Source organism: Pseudomonas sp. SB113 (assembly GCF_040754745.1).
GTDB classification, from domain to species: domain Bacteria; phylum Pseudomonadota; class Gammaproteobacteria; order Pseudomonadales; family Pseudomonadaceae; genus Aquipseudomonas; species Aquipseudomonas grimontii.
Window position 1 is genome coordinate 23,363 of sequence record NZ_JBFMHW010000004.1, and the last position, 17,962, is coordinate 41,324.

Genomic DNA, 17,962 nt, shown 5'->3' on the forward strand with positions numbered 1-17,962 from the left:
GCAATGCTAGTCTCAGTTTTGTCCGGCGTCGAGCCGGGCAATCAAAACAACAACAATCCAGGAGAACCCCATGCCTCAAGCCGACCTCGCCAGTACGTTCAACGGCCAATATTTTGTCGTCACCGGCAGCACCCAGGGCCTGGGCGCCGCCGTGGCCCACACCCTGGCGCGACGCGGCGCCGCCGGGCTGATCATTTGCGGGCGGCGCCGCGCCCAGGGCGAAGAACAGGTGCGGCAGTTGGCGCAGCTGGATTGCCAGGCGTTTTTTGTCGAGGCCGACCTTGAACAGGTCGAGGATTGCCGCGCGATCATCGAGGCCGCGCGCACCCACTTCGGCACCCTCCATGGCCTGGTGAACTGCGCTGGGATGTCGGACCGCGGCACCATTGTCGACACCTCGCCGGAGCTGTTCGATCGGCTGATGGCGGTGAATGTGCGGGCGCCGTTTTTCCTGATGCAGGACGCGTTGAAATTGATGATCAGCCAGGGCGTGGAAGGCGCCGTGGTAAACATCCAGAGCATCACCGGGCATGGTGGTCAATCGTTCCTTTGCGCGTATGCGGCGTCCAAAGGTGCGCTGGCGATCCTGACCAGGAACGTGGCGTTCAGTGCGCTGCGCAACCGGATCCGCGTCAACGGCCTGAACATCGGCTGGATGGACACGCCCCATGAGGATCAGATCCAGCGCCAGTACCACGGCGCCCAGGACGGTTGGTTGGCTGAGGCGGAACGCGCGCAGCCGTTCGGCCGCCTGCTCAAGCCCGAAGAGGTGGCGCAAAGCGTGGCGTTCCTGCTGTCGCGCGAGTCGGGGATGATGACCGGCGCGGTGATCGACCTGGAGCAAGGCGTGGTCGGCTGCACCGACAGCGGCAGCCCGCAGCCCTTCAATGCCCTGAGCCTGGGAGGTGAGTAATGTCGGCATTCGTGACACTGCAGGATGTACGCATTGAGGATTTCAAGCGGATTTGCGCGCAACAGGCGCGTGCCGAGGACTATCCCCTGGCTGCGGAAGTGCTCGGCAACGTGCCGGTCTATCAGGCCTGCACCTTGCGCAACAGCGACCGCCACACGGTGATGAATGAGCTGCACCGTTTGTTTCGCGATGGACCGGGCGTGATGGTGGTGCGCCGCGCCTATGAGGACCTGGAAGTGGTGGATCGCCACAGCCAGGTGTTCGAGGCGATCTTTGCCCAGGAGGCCGCCCAAGGCGTGGCCGCCGACCATTTTGCCAAGGCCGGCAGTAACGGGCGTATCTGGAATTCATTGCAGAAGGCCGCGCTACAGTCGCCGCAATCCTTTGTGGAGTATTACGCCAACCCGCTGCTGGGATTGATCGCCGAGGCGTGGCTGGGCCCGAGCTATCAGGTGACGGCGCAAGTGAACGTTGTGCACCCCGGCGGCCAGGCGCAACAGCCGCACCGCGACTATCACCTGGGCTTCCAGACCACCGAGGTGGTGGAGCGCTTTCCCCTGCCCTTGCATGTGCTGTCCCAGTACCTGACGTTGCAGGGCGCGGTGGCCCACTCGGCGATGCCGCTGGAAAGCGGCCCCACCCAGTTGCTGCCGTTTTCCCAGCAATACGCCCTGGGTTACCTGGCCTGGCGGCGCCCCGAATTTATCGAGCACTTCCAGCAGCACGCCGTGCAACTGGCGCTGGACAAGGGCGACCTGCTGTTTTTCAACCCGGCGCTGTTCCACGCCGCCGGCACCAACCGCACGGCCGGCCACCAGCGCATGGCCAACCTGCTGCAAATCTCCTCGGCCTTCGGCAAGCCCATGGAAGCCCTCGACCGCGACCGCATGATGCTGGCGGTGTACCCGGCCCTGCTGGCCAGCACGGCCCTGGATGCCCAGGCAATTGCAGCGGTGGTGGCCTGCACCGCCGACGGCTATGCCTTCCCCACCAACCTCGACACCGACCCACCCTTGCAGGGCCTGGCCCCGCAAACCGGGCAACAACTCATGCTGCAAGCCCTCGACGAACGCTGGGCGTATGAGGACTTCGCCGCGGCCGTGGCGCAACTGCGGGCCAAGCGCCAGGCGTGATGCTTTAACAACAACAAAAACAACGGAGCACAACCATGAAGAAGCAACTCCTTGCGGCACTCTTGACCCTCGCCATCACCCCCTGGGCGCTGGCCGATATACGGATCGGCGTGAGCATCGCCCAGGTCGACGACGTATTTCTCGCGCAAATGCGTGACTACATGGCCGCCCACGCCCGGGAACTGCCCGGCGTGACCCTGCAATTTGAAGACGCCCAGGGCGACGTGGTACGCCAACTTAACCAGGTGCAGAACTTCACCGCCCAGGGCATGGACGCGATCATCGTCAACGCCGTAGATACCGCCGCCACACAGAAAATGACCGTCAATGCCCAGCAGGCCAAGATCCCATTGGTGTACGTCAACCGCCGTCCCGAATTCAAGGAAGTGCCGCCGGGGGTGGCGTATGTCGGCTCGGATGAGATCAAGGCCGGCGAGATCCAGATGCGCTACCTGGCCGAGAAAATGGGTGGCAAGGGCAACCTGGCGATCATGCTCGGGCTGCTGTCCAACAACGCCACCCACAACCGTACGCTGGGGGTCAAGAACGTCCTCAAGGACTATCCCGACATCAAGATCGTCGAGGAACAGAGCGCCGAATGGCAACGCAGCAAGGCGATTGACCTGATGAACAATTGGATCGTGTCCGGGCGCAAAATCGACGCCGTGGCAGCGAATGCCGATGAAATGGCAATTGGCGCGGCCATGGCGATCAGCCAGGCCGGCATGCAACCGGGCAAGGATATTCTGGTGGCCGGCAGCGATGGCGGCGCGGCCGGTTTGGACGCAGTGAAGAAAGGCCAATTGCTGGTAACGGCGTACCAGGACAACAAAGGGCAGGCAGTGGGCTCGATTGACCTGGCGGTGAAGATGGTCAAGAAACAGCCGTATGACGCCGAGCTGACCATTCCTTATCAGCAGATCACCAAGGACAACTACCAGGCATTCCTCAACCCATAAACGGTTGTCCTAATGCCAGTCAGTGAATAACCTTCGTTTAACTGAACGACGTTAGGGCTTGCCACAAAAACCGGGGGTGTCGCTGCGGTTCATCGCAATGCGTAAAGCACCATTACGCCCAGCCCGAACAGGCACGCCACCCCCAGCCCATACGCCAGCGTGCGCCACGGCTGCCATCCCGCCAGATACATGAGCGTATGGGCCATCCGCGCCAGGGTGAAACCGCCGCACAACCAGGCAGTGGTCGCACCGGCAGTGCCCAACGCCACACACAACCCGCCGAGCACAAAGAACAGCGGGATATTCTCCAGGTCATTGGCCCAGGCCCTGGCCGCGCGACTCACCTGGGGTAACTCCACGGGATGTGCAGCACGCTTGAAGACCGCCGCATCCTCACGGTTGGTGAACGCCAGCCCGCGAAGCCGGAAAAATCCCTGATAACAGGAAATGCCAAACATCTTCAGGCACAGCACCAGCACGCACAGGGCGTAGATGTGCAACAGCTCATTCATCCCGAAGTCCCTTCAGCACGATGTAGAGCAACGGCCCGACCGAGACGAACACCGCCGTCAGCAAGAAGTAAGGCAGCACCGACGCCAGCGACCGCCCCCGCGACCGTGCATCCCGGTACATCCACACACACGCCAGCGCAGCCATCAGGTACAGGTCGATCACCACCTGCGCGGTGTCCGGGCGCGACATCAACTCCCGTCCGAAGGCCAGCAGTGATTGTTCGGCCGTGAGCAGCGTGAACAGGGTGTACAGCGAAAAGCCCAGCAGGGCGGCGAGTGGCAGATAAGGTGTGCGCATGGTCTGTTCCTTGACGTGATCGAGGCCCACCCTAGTGATAAGGTTGCTCCCCTCGCAATGACCTCGGAGGTCATAGTCACGCCATGGATAACCCTGCTACTGCCGGCGAACATCTGCGCCAGCTACGCCGACAGGCTGGTCTGAGCCAGCTCGACCTGGCCCTGATCACCGGCGTTTCCCAGCGCCACCTCAGTTGCCTCGAAACCGGCCGCGCCAAGCCGAGCCCAGGCACCTTGCATCACCTGCTCAGCGCGCTGGAAACACCGCTGGAGCAATGCAACCGCGTATTCCTCGCCGCCGGTTTCGCGCCCCGCTACACCGCCACCCCGCTGGCCTCCCCGGCCATGACCGCGATTCGCGAGGCGGTCAGCCATGTCCTGCACGCCAACAATCCGGCCCCGGCGATCCTGCTGGGCAGCCACTGGGAAGTGCTGGCGGCGAATGCCAGTACCGGCGTGCTGTTGGAACTGGTGGGGGTCACGCCGCCGATGGAAGGCCTGAACCTGCTGACCACCCTGCTGCAACCCGGTGGCCTGGGCGACCACCTGATCAACGCCGAAGAAATCCGCACCCTGGCCTGGCAACGGGCAAGCCGCGAAGCGTTGGGCAACTCCGTATTGGCCGCGTTACTGGCGAGCTTGCCCGCCCCCGCCTACACAACGCCGCCGGCTGAAATGCCGCCGCTGGTGTTGACCCGCCTGGACTCCAGTCGGGGCGAGCTGAACTTCCTGTCCACCTTCACCACCTTCGGCATGCCCCAGGACATCACCCTCAACGCCCTGCGCATCGAACATCTGATTCCCGCTGACGACGCCACCTGGCAGGTGATGCGCGCCGCCTATGGGGAAAATGCCGCACTGGTTTTGTGAAATATCTGTACGTAGACTGCCGCCATACCTCAACTTAAGGCGGCGAAGAAAACGTCATGCAAGTTACCGAAGTCTCCATTGCCCAATTGCGCGCGGCCCTCGAATCCGGCCAGACCACGGCCGTTGAACTGGTCCAGGCTTACCTCGCGCGGATCGATGCCTACGACGGTCCACAGACCGCTACCGCACTCAACGCCGTCGTCGTGCGTAACCCCGAAGCCCTGAAGGAAGCCGAGGCCTCCGATGCACGCCGGGCCAAGGGCGAAACCTTGGGGCCACTGGATGGCATTCCCTACACCGCCAAGGACAGCTACCTGGTCAAAGGGCTGACGGCCGCCTCGGGCAGCCCGGCCTTTGCCAGCCTTGTCGCCCAGCGCGATGCGTTCACCATCGAGCGCCTGCGGGCTGGTGGGGCCATCTGCCTGGGCAAGACCAACATGCCGCCGATGGCCAATGGTGGCATGCAGCGTGGTGTGTATGGCCGCGCGCAAAGCCCGTATAACGCCGACTACCTCACCGCGCCATTCGCCTCCGGCTCCTCCAACGGTGCCGGCACGGCCACCGCCGCCAGCTTTGCCGCCTTCGGCCTGGCGGAAGAAACCTGGTCCAGCGGCCGTGGCCCGGCGTCCAACAATGGCCTGTGCGCCTACACCCCGTCCCGTGGGGTGATTTCGGTGCGCGGCAACTGGCCGTTGACCCCGACCATGGACGTGGTGGTGCCCTACGCCCGCACCATGGCCGACCTGCTGGAAGTGCTCGACGTGGTGGTGGCCGACGACCCGGACACCCGTGGCGACCTCTGGCGCCTGCAGCCGTGGGTACCGATCCCCAGCGTCGCCTCGGTGCGCCCGGCGTCTTACGCTGAACTGGCGGTCAACACTGAAGCCCTGGCCGGCAAGCGCTTCGGCGTGCCGCGCATGTACATCAATGCCGACCCCGAGGCCGGCACCAGCGAAAAGCCCGGCATCGGCGGCCCGACCGGGCAGAAGATCAACACCCGCGCCAGCGTGATCGACTTGTGGCATGCCGCGCGCCAGGCCCTTGAAGCCGCTGGCGCCGAAGTCATCGAGGTGGATTTCCCGCTGGTGTCCAACTGCGAAGGCGACCGCCCTGGCGCGCCAACCGTGTTTACCCGTGGCCTGGTGTCCAAGGAATTCCTGCACGATGAACTGTGGGAACTGTCGGCCTGGGCCTTCGATGATTTCCTGCGCGCCAACAACGATCCGGCCCTGAACCGCCTGGCCGATGTGGACGGGCCGAAGATCTTCCCCCACGACCCCGGCACCTTGCCCAACCGTGAAGACGACCTGGCTGCCGGCATGGACGAATACGTGCGCATGGCCGAGCGCGGCATCACCCCGTGGAACGAGATCAGCACCGTCCCCGATGGTCTGCGCGGCCTCGAGCAAACCCGGAGGATCGACCTGGAAGACTGGATGGATAAGCTCGGTCTCGACGCGGTGCTGTTCCCGACCGTGGCCGATGTGGGCCCTGCGGATGCCGATGTGAACGAAGCCAGTGCGGATATTGCCTGGAGCAACGGCGTGTGGGTGGCCAACGGCAACCTCGCCATCCGCCACCTGGGCGTACCCACTGTTACCGTGCCCATGGGCGTGATGGCGGACATCGGCATGCCGGTCGGGCTGACCTTTGCCGGGCGGGCCTACGAGGATTCGGCATTGCTGCGGTTTGCTGCGGCGTATGAAGACACCGGCAGCAAACGCCTGATCCCGCCGCGCACGCCGCCACTGGCCACACACTAACTGGCGCAATGCAATCCAACTGTGGGAGGGGGCTTGCTCCCGATGAGCATGGGTATCTACACAACTTGCAGATACTGACAAATCTCCCTGTGGCGAGCGGGCTTGTCCCGATGAGGGAGTGTCAGTTGATGCATCCGTGGCTGACCCACTGCAATCGGGAGCAAGCCCCCTCCCACAGTTCTAACCGCATTTCAAGTCAGGCCATATAGGGCACGGCAATCAGCAGGATTGCCGTGCCATGGCAGCCCGTCGCCGCCAACACGCCATGACGCATATTGAGCAACACCACCACGCCTTGACTGATCATCGGTGGTTCAACCGTGGGCCACCGCGATCATGTCGATCTCCACCGCCGCCGACTTCGGCAACTGCATCACCCCCACTGTGATGCCGGCGGCGATTTGTGCCTGGGCCAGGGTCAAGGTGTCACCGACGTTACCCGGCAGCATGATCGTGTCGCCGACGCGCGGGATCTGCCCGCTGATGTACAGGTGGTTGCCGTCGCGCACCAGCGGCGTGTAGTTGCCGCCGACTTTGAATTCATCCAATTGATAGCCGAGGCGTTGTTGCACGGCCTGGTATTTTTCATCCGGTGTCATGGGCGTGAGTCCTCGTTGCGACGCTGCCACTCATCCACCACGTCACCCATCGTCTTGGGCGTGGCGCTGCGAATCCAAGCCATGAAGGGCCGGTCGAACTTGAACTCCGTGCCGCAGTGCTCACGCATGAAACGGCGTACGTTCTGGGTGTTTTTGTAGTGTGAAGTGACAGGCGTGCTGCGGGTGATGGGGGCGCTGTGCCAATCGAAGTCCATTTGCGTAACGCTCTGATGTTTCAGGAGCACGCAGCATAGCGCTAAATAGCCACTGTGAACGCCGGCCAAGCGGCGCTGACAGTGGCTTTTTTCAGCGCCTATCAGGCGAAATCCGCACCTCGCGTATTGACGAACAACGCGTAGATCGAATGGCTGCCGGCCATGAACAGGCGGTTGCCTTCGCGCCCCCCAAAGCACAGGTTGGGGCAGCGTTCCGGCAGCGAGATATGCCCGATGGCCTTGCCCTGAGGGTTGAACACGCGCACGCCGTCGAGCTTTTCCAGGTCGGCCTTGGGGTCGCCATTGCCGCCCCAGCCACACCAGAGATTGCCACTCTCGTCGCACTTGATGCCGTCCAGCGCGGCGTATTCCAGGCCTTCGATATGCTTGCGCCGCTCGCCGAGGGTGCCGTCGTCCTTGACGTCAATGGCCCAGATCAGCCGGTTGGGCTTGGCGCGTCCTTCCACCACGTAGAGGGTCTTTTCATCCGGCGAAAAGCACAGGCCGTTGGGACCGTTGAGGTCGTCGATCACCCGCGTGACCTTGCCGCTGTCAGCGTCGATGCGATACACGCCATGGGGCTGGGTGGGGGTGATCTTGTGGCCTTCGTAGTTGTTGCCGGTCTGGAATGGCGGGTCGCTGAACCACACCGATCCATCGCGCTTGCACACGATGTCGTTGGGCGAGTTGAAGGGCTTGCCGTCAAAGCTGTCCGCCAGCACGGTAAGGCTGCCGTTGTGTTCGGTGCGCGTGATACGCCGCCCCTGGCCAGAGGTGGTCGACCCTTCGCACACCAACAGACGGCCCTGGCGATCGCGGCACATGCCGTTGGAGAAATTGGCGTTTTCGCGGTACACCGACAGGCTGTCGGTCACTTCGTCCCAGCGCACGATGCGGTTGTTGGGAATATCACTGAGCAGCAGGTAGCGGCCATCGCCGATCCACACCGGTCCTTCGGCCCAGCGCAAGCCGGTCGCCAGGCGCTCAACGCTGGCATTGAACAGACGCAGTTCGAGGAAACTGTCGTCGAGCACCTTGATCAGCGGGTCTGGATAACGCTGGCTCAACGGCTCGGCCGCGTCTGCCAGGCGAGGCAGGTTGCCCAGCACCGCCACCGACGCGGAAACCGCCAGGGAGCGCTTGAGAAAGACTCGGCGGCTGTGTTCGGAGCGGGCAGGCGAAGGGGGAAAATCCATGGGTATCTCCGTTATTTTATTGTTAGACGGGAGACTAGTTTTAACCTGTGATGAGACATCGTACAAGATTGAAAGCGTCGCGAACCCCATACAAAGCAAGGCAATGCGCAAATAGTCTAAATTTTACTTTCCAAAAGCCTTCTGACTATTGCAATGTTGTACGACGACATGCCCAGTAACATGTTGCCCGCACACCTCCCCAACAACAATAAGGAAACACCCATGCAAAACGTCAAAGTGCTGATCGGTTTTCTCTGCCTGTTCAGCGGGTATGTGGCCGCTGCCCCTGCCGCCGACAAAGATGTCGCCCAAGCGGTCGACCACCTCACCCAGGCCATGCTGCATAAAGACCTCAAGCAGCTCCAGAGCCTGACCGCCGAGAACCTCACCTACGGCCACTCCAGCGGCAAGATCCAGAACAAGCAGGAATTCATCGCCGATATCGAGACCGGGCGCAGTGGTTTCAAGACCCTCGAAATGCAGAAGCAGACCATCACCTTGAGCGGCGACACCGCCCTGGTGCGCAACCACTTCTCCGCCCTGGCGGTGAACAGTGGCAAAGAAGTGCCGACCGAAATCGAGAACTTCCAGATCTGGCAGAAGCAAAAAGGCCACTGGCTGCTGATCGGCCGCCAGGCGTTTAAATTCTGATGGCTAGCGGTGAGCCATCGGGCTCACCACTGCACCACCTTGCGCACCTTCACTAACGCCTCGCGCAGCGCCGGCATGTCCACCGACCCCAAGGCCAGTCGCAACGCGTGGGGTACGTGGGCCGAAACGGCGAAGGGCTCGGCGGTGGAGACGGAAATGCCGTCGCGCTGCAGGGTCATGGCGACTTGATCGGCGCGGGCCTCTTCCGCCAGGGGCAACCACAAGAAATACGATGACGGGTGGCTGGTGTAGGCCACCCCCTTCAACACCTGCGCCGCCAAGGCTTGCCGCGCCCGCGCATCCTGGCGCTTTTGGGCTTCAAGTTGCGCCACCGTGCCATCCTCGATCCAGGCAACCGCAATCGCGCTCATCACCCCCGGTACGTTCCAGGTAGTGGCCATGATGGTGCGCTCCAGTGCTTTGACCCAAGCCAAAGGGGCGGCGATAAACCCCACACGCAGGCCGGTCGCGACACTTTTAGACAGCCCGCCCACGTAGACCGTGCGCTCCGGTGCCAATCTTGCCACGGGCAGCGGCACGTCCTCGGCCAGGAACGCGTAGGCCGCGTCCTCGATGATCATCAGGTTGTGCTGACGGGCAATCGCCACCAACTGCTCACGCTGCGCCAGGCTCATCACCCAGCCCAACGGGTTATGCAAGGTCGGCATGCTGTACACAGCACGCACCGGGCGCTTGCGACACAGGTTTTGCAGGTAGTCCAGGTCCGGGCCGTCGGCGGTGACCGGGACGGCGACGATCTCCAGGTGCAGCGTCTCGGCCAGCACCTTGAACCCCGAATACGTCAAGGCGTCGACGGCGATCACATCACCGGGCTTGAGCAAGGCCATCATCGTCACGGCCAACCCGTGCTGGGCGCCGCTGACCACCAACACCTGTTCGGCCTCGACCGTCAGCCCTCGACTCAACAGATGCCGCGCGACGGCGGCGCGCTCATGCAGGCGACCGGCGTGGGGCTGGTAACGCAGCAGTGCTTCGAGGTCGCCGGACAGCGCCAACTGGCGCAATGCGGTGCGCAGCAAGTCGGCCTGGCCCGGCAAGGACGGGTAGTTGAAATTCAGATCGAGCATCCCCGCCGCCACACTCATCTGCCCGCTGCCCTGCCCCGGCGGCAGCGAGATTTCGCGCACAAAGGTGCCTCGACCGGTCTCGCCACTGACCAGGCCCATGGCCTCCAGCTCGGCGTATACCCGGCTGGCGGTGACCAGCGCCAGGCCATGCTCGGCGGCCAATTGGCGATGGGTCGGCAGCCGCGTGCCGGGTGGCAGGCTGCCTGAGCGAATGGCCTCGGCGAAGCGATCGACCAACGACTTGTAACGCGCGCGCGGCATAAGCGATGTATCCATGACAATTTTTTGATTGTCTTTATCTTCGACCCTAGGATGCCTGCCACGCAACTCATCCTTATTGGGCACCGCTCATGGACCGTACCTCCCCCCTCAGTACCCTGGACACCCGTACCCAAGGCTGGATCAACGGCTTTATCGGCGTGGTGATTTTCAGCGGCTCGTTGCCGGCCACGCGCCTGGCGGTGATGGAATTCGACCCGGTGTTCCTCACCCTGATCCGCGCCGCCATTGCCGGCCTACTGGGGCTGGCCTTGCTGTGGCTGTTCAAGGAAAAACGCCCCGCGCGCCCTCAATGGATGCCCCTGGCCATCGTCGCCCTTGGCGTGGTGATCGGTTTCCCCCTGCTCACTGCGCTAGCGCTGCAATACGTAACCTCCGCGCACTCCATCGTGTTCATCGGCCTGCTGCCGCTGGCGACCGCTGTGTTTGGCGTACTGCGCGGCGGCGAGCGCCCGCGCCCGGTGTTCTGGCTGTTTTCGATCCTCGGCAGTCTGCTGGTGATGGGTTACGCCTTTGCCCAAGGCTTGAGCGCTGCGCCTGCGGGTGACGTGCTGATGCTGTTGGCGGTGCTGGTGTGCGGACTGGGGTATGCCGAAGGCGCCAAACTGTCGCGCAGCCTGGGCGGCTGGCAGGTGATCTGCTGGGCGCTGGTGGTGTCGTTGCCGGTGGTGGTGCCGCTGAGCCTGCTCCTGGCGCCGCCTGGCTTCAGCGGCATCAGCCTGCCGGCCTGGTTGAGCCTGGGCTATGTATCGCTGTTCAGCATGCTGATCGGTTTTGTGTTCTGGTATCGCGGCCTGGCCCAGGGTGGCATTGCCGCCGTCGGCCAGTTGCAACTGCTGCAACCGTTCTTCGGCCTGGCGCTGGCAGCGGGCTTGCTGCATGAACAGGTGAGCCTGGGCATGCTGCTGGTGACGGTCGCGGTGATCGGCTGCGTGGCCGGGGCCAAGCGGTTCGCACGCTAACGCTGCGGCGCGACCATCTTGAACTTGATGTTGATGTCGTCGGAGACCACGCTGTTGCCGGCCCACTCGCCTTCGCCGATCTTGAAGTCGCCGCGCTTGAGGATGAACTCACCGTCGAACACGCCGATGCCATCCAGCTCCTTGAGCACCACGCTGAGCGCCACCGGGCGCGTGGTGCCCTTGATCGTCAGGTTGCCGCTGATGTTGAAGCGGTTATCCCCCAAGGCCGTGACACCGGTGGACTCATACACGCCCACCGGATAGGTCGCGGTATCGAACCACGAGGCCCGTTGCAGCTCGTTGTTCGCATCGGGGCTGCCGGCATCGATACTCGCCAGCTGGATCTTGAGCAAGGCGTGTCCGGTCTCGGGCTTTTGCGTGTCAAAGCTCAGCGTGCCTTCGAAGTCGCCGAAGGTGCCATACACCCGCTGCCCCAACTGCTTATAGGTAAAACTGATCTGGCTGGCGGTGCGGTTGACGTCCATGTATTCGGCCGCCTGGGCGCAGCCGATCAATCCAAGGACAAGGGCCAACGGCAGAATTCGACGCTTCATGCCACGCTCCGCAAAAGAATGGATGTATTCCCATCAGGTGCCTGTCCTGCTAAACAGAATAGTCGCTCACAACAATAAGGATGCTGCATGCCCACCCCTTCTCTACAGGACCTCACCGCGCCGGAAGGCATCTGCTACGGTTGCGGCGGCAGTAACCCCCATGGCTTGCACATCAAGAGCCGCTGGGATGCCGATGGTGTCCATGTCGTCGCCGAACATCACCCCGAGGCAAAATACAGCGGCTGGCCCGATCTGGTCTACGGCGGCTTGATCGCGATGCTGGTGGACTGCCACTCCAACTGGACCGCCATGGCCTACCATTACCGTGCCGAACAGCGCGAACCCGGCAGCCTGCCGCGCATCGACTGCGTCACCGGCAACCTGGGCATCAAATTTATCAAGCCCACGCCGATGGGCGTGCCCCTCACTTTGCGCGCTCGGGTCGAAGGCGAAGTGGGCCGCAAAAGCCGCGTGGTCTGCGAGGTGTACGCCGGCGAGGTGCTCACGGCCATCGGCGATTCGCTGTTCGTGCGCGTCGACACCCGCGAACTGGCTGCGGCCGCCCATGGCCGTGAAGGCTGATCCTGGTCTACATTGACTGGCACCGCTAATCGAGGACCGAACCGATGACTCGTCTCACCGCGAAAGACTTTGCCCCCGAACTGCTGGAACTCTATGACGGCTATGCGCACGGCAAGCTCAACCGCCGCGAATTTCTCGACCGCGCGGCGCTGTTCACCTTTGGCGGCCTCACCGCCTCCGCCCTGCTGGCGGCCCTGAGCCCCAACTATGCCCTGGCCGAACAGGTGAAATTCACCGACCCGGACATCGTCGCTGACTACATCACCTACCCGTCGCCCAAGGGCAACGGCACGGTGCGTGGCTACCTGGTGCGCCCGGCCAAGGCCGCCGGCAAGCTGCCTGCGGTGGTGGTGGTCCACGAAAACCGTGGCCTCAACCCCTATATCGAGGACGTCGCGCGGCGCCTGGCCAAAGCCGGGTTTATCGCCCTCGCGCCGGACGGCCTGACCTCGGTGGGCGGCTATCCCGGCAACGATGAAAAAGGCGTGGCGCTGCAACAGACAGTCGACCCGACCAAGCTGATGAACGACTTCTTCGCCGCCATCGAATGGCTGATGCACCACGACAGCAGCACCGGCAAGGTCGGCATCACCGGCTTCTGCTATGGCGGCGGCGTGACCAATGCGGCGGCGGTGGCTTACCCGGAACTGGGCGCGGCGGTATCGTTCTACGGGCGCCAGCCGGAAGCCAAGGACGTACCGCGCATCAAGGCGCCGATCATGCTGCATTTCGGCGAGCTGGATACACGGATCAACGAGGGTTGGCCGGCGTATGAAAAGGCCCTGAAGGCCGCCGGCACGACCTATGAAGCGTATATCTACAAGGGCGCCAACCATGGTTTTCACAATGATTCGACACCGCGTTATGACGAGGCGGCGGCGAATCTGGCGTGGGAAAGGACACTCGGTTGGTTCCGTAAATACCTGGCCTGAGTGCAGTCCAAATGTGGGAGGGGGCTTGCCCCCGATTGCGGTGTATCAGCAACAATTGAGGTAACTGACCCGCCGCTATCGGGGGCAAGTCGAATCGTCGCACCGCCCCTCCCACATTGACCATCACCACCTTAATGTTTCTTTATGCTCCAAGAAAACTCAGACACTCCCACCCTCCCCCAGCAACCAGTCCTTGAACACCAGCATCGCCGAGGTCTCGGCCCGCGACTGCAAGCGCGTCAGCCAGTAGCTGCCAGTGGTGATGCCGACGTCGAATGGCTGGCGAATCACATCACTTTCCAGTTGCCGCGAAAACATCAGCGCTGGCGCCAGCGCGACACCGCTGCCTTGCAGCGCCGCTTCCATCATCGCCAACGACGAGTCGAACACGATGCTGCGCGGCACCAGGGTGTCGGCGGGCAGCCCGGCAGCCTGGAACCACAGGTTCCACTCATCGGCGCGGTAGGAGCGCAGCAGCGTGTGTTTCAACAGGTCGGCCGGCGCGTGCAACTGTTCGGCGAGTGATGGCACGCACAGTACCGTGAGCGGCGCCTCCAGTAATTCAACGGCCTCCGTGCCGTGCCAGGCGCCGGCACCAAAACGGATCGCGTAATCCAGGCCTTCGGCAGCCACGTCGACGCGGTTGTTGTGGGTGGACAGGCGCAGGTCGATGAACGGATAGCGGCTTTGGAAGTCCGGCAGACGTGGCAGCAGCCAGCCGACGGCAAAGGTGCCGACCGCCCCCACAGTCAGCACCTCGCGGTAATGCCCGCCCTCAAACTGGCCTAAGGTATGCGCAATGCGGTCGAACGATTCGCGGACTACCGGCAGCAGGGTTTCGCCTTCGCGGGTGAGCATCAGCCCGCGCGGCAGGCGCTTGAACAAGGTGACAGTAAGTTGCGCCTCCAGGCTTTTGACCTGATGGCTGACCGCCGCCTGGGTCACGCACAACTCGATGGCGGCGCGGGTAAAGCTCAAATGCCGGGCAGATGCCTCGAAGGCGCGCAAGGCATTGAGAGGTAAATGGGAGCGGAGCATGCTGACCCCAGATTTTCTAATGGCTGGTGCGAGATATCATCGTTTGCCCAGGGCCGGCGAACTGCCTACATTTGCCTCGCCCGCGCAGGCTCTTCATTCAATCGATCATTCTCATGGAAGCGTTATCATGCCCCAACATTTAGTGTCTGGCGTGCGTAATTTCACCGCCCTCGCGGTGTTTATCGCCGCAGGCAACTGCCTGGCCGCCACCGACCTGCAGGCGGTGGTGGATGCCAACGTCAAACCGCTGATGCAGCAGCAGTCGATTAACGGCCTGGTGGTCGGCGTGGTACGGGACGGCAAGGCGCAATACTTTAACTACGGCGTCGCGGCCACCGACACCCGCCAGCCGGTCAGCGAAAATACCCTGTTCGAAGTCGGTTCGGTGAGCAAAACCTTCACCGCGACCCTCGCCGGTTACGCGGTAGCCAGCGGCAAACTGACGCTCTCGGACCCGGCCAGCCGCTATCTGCCGGCACTGGGCGGCGGCAAGTTCGACCACATCAGCGTGCTCAACCTCGGCACCTACACCGCCGGCGGCTTGCCCCTGCAGTTCCCCGCCCAGGCGGATAACAGCCAGCGCATGATCAGCTACTTCCAGCACTGGAAACCCGACTTCGCCCCTGGCACCCGGCGCCTGTATTCCAACCCGAGCCTGGGGTTGTTCGGCTACCTGGCGGCGCAGAGCCTGAAGCAGCCGTTCGATCAGGTGATGGAGAAAACCCTGTTGCCCGCACTCGGGCTCAAGCACACCTTCGTCAAGGTGCCGCAGAGCCAGATGAGCCTGTACGCCCAAGGCTATGGCAAAGATGGCAAACCGGTGCGCGTCGGCCCCGGCGCCATGGACAGCGAAGCCTACGGCATCAAGACCAGCGCTGCGGACTTGCTGAAGTACGTTGACGTGAACATGCACCCGGCGAATCTGGATAAAACCTTGCAGCAGGCGATTACCGTCACTCACACGGGTTACTACAGCGTGGACGGCATGACCCAAGGCCTGGGTTGGGAAATGTACCCCTACCCCATCCAGCTCGATGCGTTGATTGCCGGCAACTCCACACCCATGGCAATGGAGCCGCACAAGGTCGACTGGCTGACGCCACCGCAAGCACCTCACGCCGACACCCTGGTGAACAAGACCGGTTCCACCAACGGGTTTGGCGCCTACGTGGCGTATGTGCCGAGCAAGGGTTTGGGCGTGGTGATATTGGCGAACAAGAACTACCCGAATGCCGAACGGGTAAAAGTCGCCCATGGGATCTTGAGTGCGATGGACCACTAACTGTGGGAGGGGCGGTGCGACGATTCGACTTGCCCCTCCCACCTGTTGACCCGCGCTACATCCCCAACCAGTGCGGCAAGGCCAGCGAGATAAACGGCAAGTACGTGACCATGATCAGGAACACCAACAGGATCATCAGCCACGGCAACGCCGCTCGGATGGTCTGCCCCAGCGTCAACCCGGTCACCGCCGAGGTCACGAACAGGTTCAGCCCCACCGGTGGGTGCACCAGGCCGATTTCCATGTTGACCACCATCACGATGCCCAGGTGAATCGGGTCGATGCCGAGTTTCATGGCGATCGGGAAGAAGATCGGCGCCAGGATCAGCACGATGGCCGAAGGCTCCATGAAGCTGCCGGCGATCAGCAGCACCACGTTGACCATGATCAAAAAGCCAATCGGCGTGAGCCCCTCGGACAGCACCCACGCAGTGATTTCCTGGGGGATCTGCTCGGTGGTCAGCACATGGGCGAAGAGCATGGCATTGGCGATGATAAACATCAGCATGATCGCCAGGCGCCCGGACTCCAGCAGCACCTTGGGGCAGTCGCGCAGCTTCATGTCCTTGTAGACGAATAACGCCACGAACGCCGAGTACACCGCCGCCACCGCCGCCGCTTCGGTGGGGGTGAACATGCCGCTGTAGATGCCGCCGAGGATGATCACCAGCAGCAACAGGCCCCAGAACGCGCGGCGCGCGCAGGTCAGCCATTCACCAAACGTCGCCCGTGGCTGGGCCGGCAGCTTCTTGATGCGCGCGACAATGTAGATCGCGACCATCAGCATCAGGCCTAGCAGCAAGCCCGGAATCACCCCGGCCATGAACAGCTTGCCCACCGAGGTTTCCGTCGCCGCCGAGTACACCACCATCACGATCGACGGTGGAATCAGGATGCCCAGGGTGCCGGCGTTGCAGATGATCCCCGCGCCGAATTCCTTCGGGTAACCGGAACGCACCATGCCCGCCACGGCAATCGAACCCACCGCCGCCACCGTTGCCGGGGATGAGCCGGACAGCGCCGCAAACAACATGCACGCCAGCACCGCCGCAATCGCCAGGCCGCCACGGATATGCCCGACACAGGCGTTGGCAAAGTCGATCAGCCGCTGCGCCACGCCGCCGGTGGTCATGAACGCACCGGAGAGCAGGAAGAACGGGATCGCCAGGAAGGTGTAGGCGTCGGAGGTTTCGAACAGCTTGATCGCCAGGGAGCTGACCGAGTCCGGGCTGAACATCAGGATCGACACCGCCCCCGACAAACCCAGCGCAATGGCGATCGGCACGCCCAGGAACATGAACACGAACAACAGCAGGAACAGACAGAGCACGGCCATCAGTGACGCTCCTCATGACTGCCGGCCAACTTGCTGGCCTCACCGGCCTCGTCGGCCAGCCCCAACCCAACCTGACGGCGGGTAAAGAGGCGGTAGAAAATTTCCAGGTAGCGGATAAACACCAGGGCAAAACCGATGGGCACGATGACCACGATGTCACCCACGTCGATACCGAACTGGTCGAGGTCTTCGGCGCCGATATGGGCGGTCATCACCGCACTGACCCACTTGTAGCTGGCGACCATGAACAACCCGGCATAGGCCAGGCAGCACAGGCAGGCGAGCATACCCAGCACGCGCTGCACCGGGCGCGGGGTCAGCTTGACCAGCGCGTCCACCCCCAGGTGGCCGGCGGTGCGCACGCCATAGGAAATGCCGAAGAAAATCAGCCAGCCGAACATGGCCTTGGTCAGCGCCACGCTCCAGGTCATGTCCTGGGCCCAGGTCATGGTGTGGTCGCCCAGGGCGCCGAAGAACGTGCTGCTCCACGCCCACTTGTCAGACAGGGCAAAGAACAGCGTGTAGATGTTGTTGAGCATGACGTAGACGAATGTCACCAGGGTCATGGCGGCTAGCAGGAAGGCAATAAAGCCTTCCTCCAGGTGCTCCCAGACGCGCCTTAGCGTTTGCATGGCAAAACCTCGCGAAAGCAAATGAGATGTCAGGGTGGAAACCGGCTCGAAATGTGGGAGGGGCGGTGCGACGATTCGACTTGCCCCCGATAGCGGAGTATCAGTCACCAGCTATATCAACTGATCCACCGCCATCGGGAGCAAGCCCCCTCCCACATTGGATCTCGGT

General features: G+C 62.8%; 20 protein-coding genes. 10 read left to right on the forward strand and 10 right to left on the reverse strand.

The window, feature by feature from the left end; all coding sequences use genetic code 11:
- Positions 1-70 precede the first annotated feature (70 nt).
- From AB1462_RS06725 to AB1462_RS06735, 3 genes are read left to right on the forward strand one after another with little or no spacing between them, the layout of a single operon-like run.
- The gene (locus tag AB1462_RS06725) at positions 71-913 is read left to right on the forward strand and encodes an SDR family oxidoreductase (RefSeq protein ID WP_259193030.1); all 843 of its coding nucleotides are present in this window, start codon (positions 71-73) and stop codon (positions 911-913) included.
- A complete protein-coding gene (locus AB1462_RS06730) occupies positions 913-2,046 on the forward strand; it encodes a phytanoyl-CoA dioxygenase family protein (protein WP_259193031.1) in 1,134 nt (377 codons plus the stop codon). The genes AB1462_RS06725 and AB1462_RS06730 overlap by 1 nt, the downstream gene beginning before the upstream one ends.
- A 35-nt stretch (positions 2,047-2,081) precedes the next feature.
- Positions 2,082-3,005 (forward strand): sugar ABC transporter substrate-binding protein, encoded by a 924-nt coding sequence (locus AB1462_RS06735; RefSeq protein ID WP_259193032.1) that lies wholly within the window; start codon positions 2,082-2,084, stop codon positions 3,003-3,005.
- 89 nt (positions 3,006-3,094) lie between these two features.
- Here AB1462_RS06735 and AB1462_RS06740 read toward each other — a convergent pair whose 3' ends face one another.
- Positions 3,095-3,517, reverse strand: a complete 423-nt coding sequence (locus AB1462_RS06740; protein ID WP_259193033.1) for an MAPEG family protein — start codon at positions 3,515-3,517, stop codon at positions 3,095-3,097.
- Positions 3,510-3,815: a DUF2834 domain-containing protein gene (locus tag AB1462_RS06745; protein WP_090403559.1), complete on the reverse strand. Its 306-nt coding sequence runs from the start codon at positions 3,813-3,815 to the stop codon at positions 3,510-3,512. Before AB1462_RS06745 ends, AB1462_RS06740 begins: the two co-directional genes overlap by 8 nt.
- A gap of 83 nt (positions 3,816-3,898) precedes the next feature.
- On the opposite strand from AB1462_RS06745, the gene AB1462_RS06750 reads away from it, so the two are divergent.
- Together AB1462_RS06750 and AB1462_RS06755 are read left to right on the forward strand one after the other, a co-directional pair.
- Complete coding sequence (locus tag AB1462_RS06750; protein WP_315337891.1) at positions 3,899-4,684, forward strand: helix-turn-helix domain-containing protein; 786 nt, start codon at positions 3,899-3,901, stop codon at positions 4,682-4,684.
- Positions 4,685-4,740: 56 nt separating this feature from the next.
- Positions 4,741-6,447: an amidase gene (locus AB1462_RS06755; RefSeq protein WP_367246416.1), complete on the forward strand. Its 1,707-nt coding sequence runs from the start codon at positions 4,741-4,743 to the stop codon at positions 6,445-6,447.
- Between the two features lie 314 nt (positions 6,448-6,761).
- Here AB1462_RS06755 and AB1462_RS06760 read toward each other — a convergent pair whose 3' ends face one another.
- From AB1462_RS06760 to AB1462_RS06770, 3 genes are all read right to left on the reverse strand, one after another.
- A complete protein-coding gene (locus tag AB1462_RS06760) occupies positions 6,762-7,046 on the reverse strand; it encodes a hypothetical protein (RefSeq protein ID WP_367246418.1) in 285 nt (94 codons plus the stop codon).
- On the reverse strand, positions 7,043-7,261 hold the full coding sequence (locus tag AB1462_RS06765) for a DUF6434 domain-containing protein (RefSeq protein ID WP_259193037.1): 219 nt from the start codon (positions 7,259-7,261) through the stop codon (positions 7,043-7,045). Before AB1462_RS06765 ends, AB1462_RS06760 begins: the two co-directional genes overlap by 4 nt.
- 101 nt (positions 7,262-7,362) lie before the next feature.
- On the reverse strand, positions 7,363-8,457 hold the full coding sequence (locus AB1462_RS06770) for an SMP-30/gluconolactonase/LRE family protein (protein ID WP_090403549.1): 1,095 nt from the start codon (positions 8,455-8,457) through the stop codon (positions 7,363-7,365).
- A 222-nt stretch (positions 8,458-8,679) separates the two neighbouring features.
- Between AB1462_RS06770 and AB1462_RS06775 the strand changes: the two genes are divergently transcribed.
- Positions 8,680-9,108: a nuclear transport factor 2 family protein gene (locus tag AB1462_RS06775; protein ID WP_024075865.1), complete on the forward strand. Its 429-nt coding sequence runs from the start codon at positions 8,680-8,682 to the stop codon at positions 9,106-9,108.
- 23 nt (positions 9,109-9,131) lie between these two features.
- Here AB1462_RS06775 and AB1462_RS06780 read toward each other — a convergent pair whose 3' ends face one another.
- Positions 9,132-10,457, reverse strand: a complete 1,326-nt coding sequence (locus tag AB1462_RS06780; protein ID WP_315337888.1) for a PLP-dependent aminotransferase family protein — start codon at positions 10,455-10,457, stop codon at positions 9,132-9,134.
- Between the two features lie 89 nt (positions 10,458-10,546).
- On the opposite strand from AB1462_RS06780, the gene AB1462_RS06785 reads away from it, so the two are divergent.
- Entirely contained in the window at positions 10,547-11,437 is an 891-nt protein-coding gene (locus AB1462_RS06785; RefSeq protein ID WP_315337887.1) for a DMT family transporter, read from the forward strand.
- On the opposite strand, the gene AB1462_RS06790 is transcribed toward AB1462_RS06785, so the two are convergent.
- On the reverse strand, positions 11,434-11,991 hold the full coding sequence (locus AB1462_RS06790; RefSeq protein ID WP_367246420.1) for a YceI family protein: 558 nt from the start codon (positions 11,989-11,991) through the stop codon (positions 11,434-11,436). The genes AB1462_RS06785 and AB1462_RS06790 overlap by 4 nt on opposite strands.
- Positions 11,992-12,078: 87 nt before the next feature.
- Here AB1462_RS06790 and AB1462_RS06795 point away from each other — a divergent pair, with 87 nt between their 5' ends.
- The gene (locus tag AB1462_RS06795; RefSeq protein ID WP_090403542.1) at positions 12,079-12,573 is read left to right on the forward strand and encodes a hotdog domain-containing protein; all 495 of its coding nucleotides are present in this window, start codon (positions 12,079-12,081) and stop codon (positions 12,571-12,573) included.
- A 44-nt stretch (positions 12,574-12,617) separates the two neighbouring features.
- Complete coding sequence (yghX, locus tag AB1462_RS06800) at positions 12,618-13,505, forward strand: YghX family hydrolase (RefSeq protein ID WP_090403540.1); 888 nt, start codon at positions 12,618-12,620, stop codon at positions 13,503-13,505.
- A 159-nt stretch (positions 13,506-13,664) separates the two neighbouring features.
- Here yghX and AB1462_RS06805 read toward each other — a convergent pair whose 3' ends face one another.
- Positions 13,665-14,543: a LysR family transcriptional regulator gene (locus AB1462_RS06805; RefSeq protein WP_259193042.1), complete on the reverse strand. Its 879-nt coding sequence runs from the start codon at positions 14,541-14,543 to the stop codon at positions 13,665-13,667.
- Positions 14,544-14,670: 127 nt separating this feature from the next.
- On the opposite strand from AB1462_RS06805, the gene ampC reads away from it, so the two are divergent.
- Positions 14,671-15,825: a class C beta-lactamase gene (gene ampC, locus AB1462_RS06810; protein ID WP_315337885.1), complete on the forward strand. Its 1,155-nt coding sequence runs from the start codon at positions 14,671-14,673 to the stop codon at positions 15,823-15,825.
- Positions 15,826-15,880: 55 nt separating this feature from the next.
- Here the strand turns inward: ampC and dctM are convergent, their stop codons facing one another.
- Both dctM and AB1462_RS06820 read right to left on the reverse strand, forming a co-directional pair.
- Positions 15,881-17,161, reverse strand: coding sequence for a C4-dicarboxylate TRAP transporter large permease protein DctM (dctM, locus tag AB1462_RS06815; protein WP_367246422.1), 1,281 nt, complete (start codon positions 17,159-17,161; stop codon positions 15,881-15,883).
- A complete protein-coding gene (locus AB1462_RS06820) occupies positions 17,161-17,793 on the reverse strand; it encodes a TRAP transporter small permease (RefSeq protein WP_090403532.1) in 633 nt (210 codons plus the stop codon). Before AB1462_RS06820 ends, dctM begins: the two co-directional genes overlap by 1 nt.
- Between the last annotated feature and the right edge of the window lie 169 nt (positions 17,794-17,962).

Excerpts from the sequence above, each read along its gene's own strand:
- AB1462_RS06725 (WP_259193030.1), top strand. The coding sequence starts at position 71 with ATGCCTCAAGCCGACCTCGCCAGTACGTTCAACGGCCAATATTTTGTC.
- AB1462_RS06730 (WP_259193031.1), top strand. The coding sequence starts at position 913 with ATGTCGGCATTCGTGACACTGCAGGATGTACGCATTGAGGATTTCAAG.
- AB1462_RS06735 (WP_259193032.1), top strand. The coding sequence starts at position 2,082 with ATGAAGAAGCAACTCCTTGCGGCACTCTTGACCCTCGCCATCACCCCC.
- AB1462_RS06740 (WP_259193033.1), bottom strand. The coding sequence starts at position 3,517 with ATGAATGAGCTGTTGCACATCTACGCCCTGTGCGTGCTGGTGCTGTGC.
- AB1462_RS06745 (WP_090403559.1), bottom strand. The coding sequence starts at position 3,815 with ATGCGCACACCTTATCTGCCACTCGCCGCCCTGCTGGGCTTTTCGCTG.
- AB1462_RS06750 (WP_315337891.1), top strand. The coding sequence starts at position 3,899 with ATGGATAACCCTGCTACTGCCGGCGAACATCTGCGCCAGCTACGCCGA.
- AB1462_RS06755 (WP_367246416.1), top strand. The coding sequence starts at position 4,741 with ATGCAAGTTACCGAAGTCTCCATTGCCCAATTGCGCGCGGCCCTCGAA.
- AB1462_RS06760 (WP_367246418.1), bottom strand. The coding sequence starts at position 7,046 with ATGACACCGGATGAAAAATACCAGGCCGTGCAACAACGCCTCGGCTAT.
- AB1462_RS06765 (WP_259193037.1), bottom strand. The coding sequence starts at position 7,261 with ATGGACTTCGATTGGCACAGCGCCCCCATCACCCGCAGCACGCCTGTC.
- AB1462_RS06770 (WP_090403549.1), bottom strand. The coding sequence starts at position 8,457 with ATGGATTTTCCCCCTTCGCCTGCCCGCTCCGAACACAGCCGCCGAGTC.
- AB1462_RS06775 (WP_024075865.1), top strand. The coding sequence starts at position 8,680 with ATGCAAAACGTCAAAGTGCTGATCGGTTTTCTCTGCCTGTTCAGCGGG.
- AB1462_RS06780 (WP_315337888.1), bottom strand. The coding sequence starts at position 10,457 with ATGCCGCGCGCGCGTTACAAGTCGTTGGTCGATCGCTTCGCCGAGGCC.
- AB1462_RS06785 (WP_315337887.1), top strand. The coding sequence starts at position 10,547 with ATGGACCGTACCTCCCCCCTCAGTACCCTGGACACCCGTACCCAAGGC.
- AB1462_RS06790 (WP_367246420.1), bottom strand. The coding sequence starts at position 11,991 with ATGAAGCGTCGAATTCTGCCGTTGGCCCTTGTCCTTGGATTGATCGGC.
- AB1462_RS06795 (WP_090403542.1), top strand. The coding sequence starts at position 12,079 with ATGCCCACCCCTTCTCTACAGGACCTCACCGCGCCGGAAGGCATCTGC.
- yghX (WP_090403540.1), top strand. The coding sequence starts at position 12,618 with ATGACTCGTCTCACCGCGAAAGACTTTGCCCCCGAACTGCTGGAACTC.
- AB1462_RS06805 (WP_259193042.1), bottom strand. The coding sequence starts at position 14,543 with ATGCTCCGCTCCCATTTACCTCTCAATGCCTTGCGCGCCTTCGAGGCA.
- ampC (WP_315337885.1), top strand. The coding sequence starts at position 14,671 with ATGCCCCAACATTTAGTGTCTGGCGTGCGTAATTTCACCGCCCTCGCG.
- dctM (WP_367246422.1), bottom strand. The coding sequence starts at position 17,161 with ATGGCCGTGCTCTGTCTGTTCCTGCTGTTGTTCGTGTTCATGTTCCTG.
- AB1462_RS06820 (WP_090403532.1), bottom strand. The coding sequence starts at position 17,793 with ATGCAAACGCTAAGGCGCGTCTGGGAGCACCTGGAGGAAGGCTTTATT.